Genomic DNA, 5,694 nt, shown 5'->3' on the forward strand with positions numbered 1-5,694 from the left:
TAATTGACAAATTCTTTTTTTTAACAGCGTGCTAAAACCACAAGATTTCCTTGTGGTTTTTTGTTTTACCAATCAATTTCTTTGTACTTAAGATTCCCCGTATACCTTTATTGTTATAGGAACATACTTTTATAGATACAAAAAAATGAAATTTTACTGATTATGTTCAAAATATCGTAACATTATCGGTCATTTGATTAGAATAATTAATTTCATAGGACAATAAGATAATACATTATAGGGGGAGATTTCATATGGAGTTGGATAATGTCACACTCAGTAGATTACTAACAAGTATGACACTAGTATTTCACATTATATTTGCAACAATTGGCGTAGGAATACCCTTAATGATTGCTATTGCAGAAGGGTTAGGAATTTTAAAAAAGGATCCACACTATACGCTGATGGCAAGAAGATGGGCCAGGGGTTACACAATTACCGTTGCAGTTGGAGTAGTAACTGGAACATGTATTGGTTTACAACTATCTTTATTATGGCCGAGCTTTATGAGGATTGCTGGTCAAGCAATTAGTTTTCCACTATTTATGGAAACATTCGCCTTCTTTTTTGAAGCGATATTCTTAGGGATTTATTTATACACTTGGGATCGATTTAAAAAACCTATTTATCATTGGTTAATCATTTTACCTGTGATATTAGGTTCAACTTTGTCGGCGTTTTTCATTACCACAGTAAATGCATTTATGAATACTCCACAAGGTTTTACTTTGAAAAACGGAATCATTAAAACGGTCGATCCAATTGCCGCAATGTTTAATCCAGCTGCTCCTTCCAAAACTTTACATGTAGTTGTTACTGCATATGTTGCATCTGCTCTTATATTAACGTCGATTGCCGCTATTCAGTTATTAAGAGGAAAAAATACGGAATACACACGAAAAGGGCTTCGATTAGCAGCAACACTAGGATTAATTTTTGCTGTTTTAACAGGTGTCACGGGAGATGTTTCCGCAAAATTCCTTGCTAAATATCAACCAGAAAAACTAGCAGCAATTGAATGGCATTTTGAGACGGAAAGAGGGGCAGATTTTGTCTTATTCGGAACGCTTGATGATCAAACACATGAAGTAAAATATGAAATTCGAATTCCTAAACTGTTAAGCTTTTTATCTTTCTCAGATTTTAATGCACCAGTAACTGGATTAAATGAATTTCCAAAAGAAGAGACGCCACCTTTGTTTATCCATTATTTATTTGATATAAAAATGACTTTTGTCGGCTTAATTATATCGATGACCTTCATATTTGTTGTGTTTTCTATTAAAAAGAAAAATTGGATGCATAATAAGTGGCTTTTACGTGGACTAGCGCNNGACCATTGGCGATGATTAATATCGAACTTGGATGGATGATTGCTGAAATAGGCCGCCAACCGTGGATTTTAAGAGGATATATGAAGGTTTCAGAAGGAGCCACAACTGCCAAAGGACTAGGCAGTATGTTTTGGTTATTTTTTGTTTTATATGTCTTTTTAGGAGTCTTTTGTACAATCGTTATTCGAAAAATGTTCATTCATAATCCACCCGAAGATGAACTTCAATATCGTTTTAAAAAATAGGCTCTGTTTAAAGGTCATTTAAAAAACTCTTGGTAAGTTATAAATATTGTAGCTTTAAAGAGTACGACTGCAATTTGAAACAAAGCCAATGAATAGGAGGGTGAACATTGAATATTGAGTTATTAGGAATAATCGTTTTATGGATATTTCTATATGGATATATCATTATAGCATCAATTGACTTCGGTGCTGGATTCTTTGCTTATTATGGAAAAGTAACAAAAAAGGATCACTTAATAAATAATTTGATTAGTAGATATTTATCACCTGTTTGGGAGATAACAAATGTATTTTTCTTTGTTGGCATTATAGGATTTTTTCCAAGTGTTGCATTTTATTATGGAACAGCCCTTTTAATCCCAGGAAGTATTTCGTTAATCCTATTGGCAATTAGAGGATCATTTTATGCTTTTTCTAATTATGGATCAAAGGAAAATAAAGTTTATTTGTTCTTATATGGAGCAACAGGTCTATTGATTCCCGCTTCACTTTGTACGGTTCTGACCATTTCTGGAGGAGGATATATAATTGAAAAAAACGGAGTCGTTCAATTTTTAGCTAAAAATTTATTAACAAGTATTTACTCCTGGAGTGTTGTCATCATTGCAATTATTTCAGTCCTATATATAAGCGCAACATTTTTAACCTATTACGCAAGTAAAGCGAAAGATGAAAGTGCGCTAGCAATATTAAGACAATATGCTTTATTCTGGACCGTTCCAACGATTTTATCAAGCTTTCTTGTCTTTGTGGGATTAAGAGATAATAACGTTAGATTTTATCAAAATATCGTAAATCATTATTGGTGGATGTTTTTATTATCATTAATTTGTTTTTTAATCGCATCATCATTAATTTTACTAAAACGGAATTACGGAACAGCCTTTATATTTGTCATGCTCCAATTTTTCTTCGCCTTTTTCGGCTATGGAGCAGCTCACTTGCCATATATATTGGATCCTTATATTACGATCTATAATGGATACACGAATCAAACATCAGGTACTATGCTAGTAACAGTATTTCTCTTAGGATTACTCTTATTAGTGCCATCGTTATTGTTCTTATTTAAACTATTTTTATTTGATGCCGAATACGTTCAAGGCAAAAAGTAAAGTGGGGGAGATGTAATGCACTCTTCTAATAAACATGAAAAGCGGCTTGTGCTTTTATGTTTTATTGTAGCTTTTATTATGGGATTATCTTTTATTAGTAAATTTTTTCATTGATAATGAGTAAGTGGCGCCTATAACTTTAAGGCGCTTTTTTTATTGAATGAAGCAAATAAAAAAAGGTGAATCTGCAATTAACATGCTAAATTCACCTTTTTATAGAAATGAAGAGTAGTTTTTGCCTACATTCATTCATGCACTTGCTAAAACTTTTCCTTCTTTTACAAGTAGTGTACGAGTCGAAACATTCTTTGCGAATTCCATGTCGTGAGTAATGACTAGAATGCTCATTCCGTCCTTTGCTAACTGTTTCATAATCTCTGCAATTCCGTTCGTTAGTTCAGGATCTAGTGCAGAAGTAGGTTCATCAAAGCAAAGAATTTTTGGCTGTAGCGCACACGCTCTAGCAATAGCAACACGTTGTTGCTGACCGCCGGATAGCTCATATGGCAATGAATTTGCTTTATCACTAAGACCAACTTGTTTTAATAGATCGATTGCTCTTTTTGTAGCTTCTTCTTTATTCATACCTAGTACAAGAATAGGGGCTTCAATAATATTTTCAATTACTGTTTTATGTGGGAATAAATTATAGTTTTGAAAAACAAGTCCAACATTTTTTCTTATTTTTAAAAGATCTTTTTTAGATTTTATCACTTGCCCATCTATTTCAATTGATCCACCATCGAAGCTTTCTAAGCCATTAATACAACGAAGTATTGTCGTTTTTCCTGCTCCGGATTGTCCTAATAGAGTAACGATTTCTCCTTTATTAACTTCAAAAGAGACTTCATTTAATACGGTTTGTTTATTAAATTGTTTTGTTAAGTTATTTACTTTTAACATTTAAAGTCTCTCCTTATTTATAATATGAATAGCGATTTTCTAATCGTTTAAATAAATTCGTTAATATTGCTGTTAGTAGTAGATAAATCACACCAACGAATACAAGAGGTAGTAGGGATGCACTTGTATTTGATGCGATTTTAGCTACTCGAAGCATATCATCCAGTCCAACAACATATACAAGAGCTGAATCTTTTACTAAAGTAATTACTTCGTTTGAAACAGGAGGTAATACTTTTTTAGTCATTTGAGGCAGAATAATTCTTTTAAAAGTTTGACTGCGACTCAATCCTAAAACCTCTGCTGCTTCATATTGACCTTTATCAACTGATTGAATACCAGCTCTGAAAATCTCCCCAAAATAAGCTGCGTAATTAAGTACAAATGCGATAATAACGGTTGTAAAACGGTCAAAGACGATTCCGACTAATGGTAAACCAAAAAAGATAAAGATTAATTGTAAAAGTAGAGGTGTACCACGCATTAATAAAATATAAGAACTAATAATTGATTTGATTGCTGTTATATTTGAAAGTCTTCCAAGTGCAATGATGATTCCAAGTGGAATTGCTAACGCTAGAGTAATTAAGAAAACCTCTAGCGTAACTTTTAAACCATCAAGCATGGAAGGTAATAAAGATGTAATTTGTTCCATGATTGTAAGCTCCTTTTTATTTCAATGTACCGAACCATTTTTTATATATTTTGTCGTAAGTACCATCTTTTTTCATAGCACCAATTTGTTTGTTAATTTTTTTAAGTAATTCAGCATCATCTTTTCGAACGCCAATTCCATACTCTTCTTCACCAAAGTTATCTTCTAAAACTTTGTATTTGTTTTCGCCTCTTTTGTTCATGTAATATCTAGCTAATGTTTCATCTGCTACAACCGCATCTACACGTTTTGATTCTAAGTCCATTAAAGCTTGGTTGTTGTTTTCATATAATACAGGTTTACTTCCGTTAAACGATTTTACTAAGTTTTTATCTTTATTAACTGCATCTAAAGAACTTGATCCTTCTTGAATCCCAACATTCTTACCTTTTAAATCTGCTTTTGTTTTTATACTTGAATTTGCTAGGGTGATAATAACTTGTCTATTTTTTAAATATGCATCTGAGAAATTTACTTTTTTCTTACGCTCATCCGTAATTGAATAGCCGTTCCAAATTGCATCAATATTTCCTGATTTTAACTCAGTCTCTTTCATTGACCAATCAATCGATTGGAAAGTTACTTTCATATTTTCACGTTTAAAAACTTCTTTTGCTAAATCGATATCAAAACCTACAACTTTACCTTGATCATCTTTAAAACCCATTGGTACAAAAGTATCATCTAATCCAACGACTACTTCGTTCGCATTTCGTTTTTCTTTTCCACAACCTGTTACAACTAATATTGAAATCATACAAATGATAAATGCTGACATAAATTTTTTATTCATTTTATTCTCTCCCTTAAAATAATTTATATTTTTGAAAAACAAAAAACTCCCGCACTCTAGCTATATAAAACAGCTAGAGGACGGGAGTATTACTCACGTGGTTCCACCTCTATTTATTGATACCTCACGATACCAACCTCTTCAAGTGCAGCAATTAAGCTATACTCTAGCACGATAACGGGTGCAGGGGATCCGGAAACAGTCTACTACCATAAAGGGTTCGGTGCTCAGCTCAGAGATGTGTTCAAAATATTGTCTTACGCCCCTCGCACCAACCGGGAACTCTCTGTTTAAGAACTTAATACTTTTACTATTTCTCATCAATGCTTTTAAAATTAAATTTTCAAATATGTTCAATACTGCAGTTTTTATAAAATCAAACTAGTTTGTTTTGCGATGACCAAATAATATTACAGATTACAAACAACTGTCAACAAATTTTATTTAAAAAAACGTTAAAATTGTCAAAACTTGGATAGGAAATTTCTCGGGAAATATAAAAAATTGTCGATTGAATGCTCATAAAACTGATTGGAATTGTCAAAAATTATCAATTCACAAAAATAACATATCTTTTATAAATTACGATTAAAAAATATGATAAATTATCATTAAGAACAAGTGCGCTAACACTCGTTCTAAGCAA

General features: G+C 32.3%; 4 protein-coding genes, 1 pseudogene and 1 other annotated feature. Of the genes and pseudogenes, 2 read left to right on the forward strand and 3 right to left on the reverse strand.

Annotation, left to right across the window (positions count from 1 at the left end):
• The first annotated feature begins 254 nt into the window (after positions 1-254).
• Positions 255-1,582: pseudogene (locus CN925_RS15875) on the forward strand (cytochrome ubiquinol oxidase subunit I).
• A 107-nt stretch (positions 1,583-1,689) separates the two neighbouring features.
• A complete protein-coding gene (locus tag CN925_RS15880) occupies positions 1,690-2,697 on the forward strand; it encodes a cytochrome d ubiquinol oxidase subunit II (protein ID WP_098847347.1) in 1,008 nt (335 codons plus the stop codon).
• 249 nt (positions 2,698-2,946) lie between these two features.
• On the opposite strand, the gene CN925_RS15885 is transcribed toward CN925_RS15880, so the two are convergent.
• The 3 genes from CN925_RS15885 to CN925_RS15895 are packed head-to-tail and all read right to left on the reverse strand — an operon-like array spanning position 2,947 to position 5,048.
• Positions 2,947-3,600 carry an amino acid ABC transporter ATP-binding protein gene (locus CN925_RS15885; protein ID WP_098847350.1) on the reverse strand — a complete coding sequence of 218 codons (654 nt, stop codon included), beginning with the start codon at positions 3,598-3,600 and terminating at the stop codon, positions 2,947-2,949.
• A 13-nt stretch (positions 3,601-3,613) separates the two neighbouring features.
• A complete protein-coding gene (locus CN925_RS15890) occupies positions 3,614-4,255 on the reverse strand; it encodes an amino acid ABC transporter permease (protein WP_098847352.1) in 642 nt (213 codons plus the stop codon).
• A gap of 16 nt (positions 4,256-4,271) precedes the next feature.
• A complete protein-coding gene (locus tag CN925_RS15895) occupies positions 4,272-5,048 on the reverse strand; it encodes an amino acid ABC transporter substrate-binding protein (RefSeq protein ID WP_098847354.1) in 777 nt (258 codons plus the stop codon).
• Between the two features lie 73 nt (positions 5,049-5,121).
• Positions 5,122-5,381 (reverse strand) — a binding site (T-box leader).
• Positions 5,382-5,694: the final 313 nt, after the last annotated feature.

This window comes from Bacillus sp. AFS055030, from assembly GCF_002574545.1.
Taxonomy (GTDB): domain Bacteria; phylum Bacillota; class Bacilli; order Bacillales; family Bacillaceae_G; genus Gottfriedia.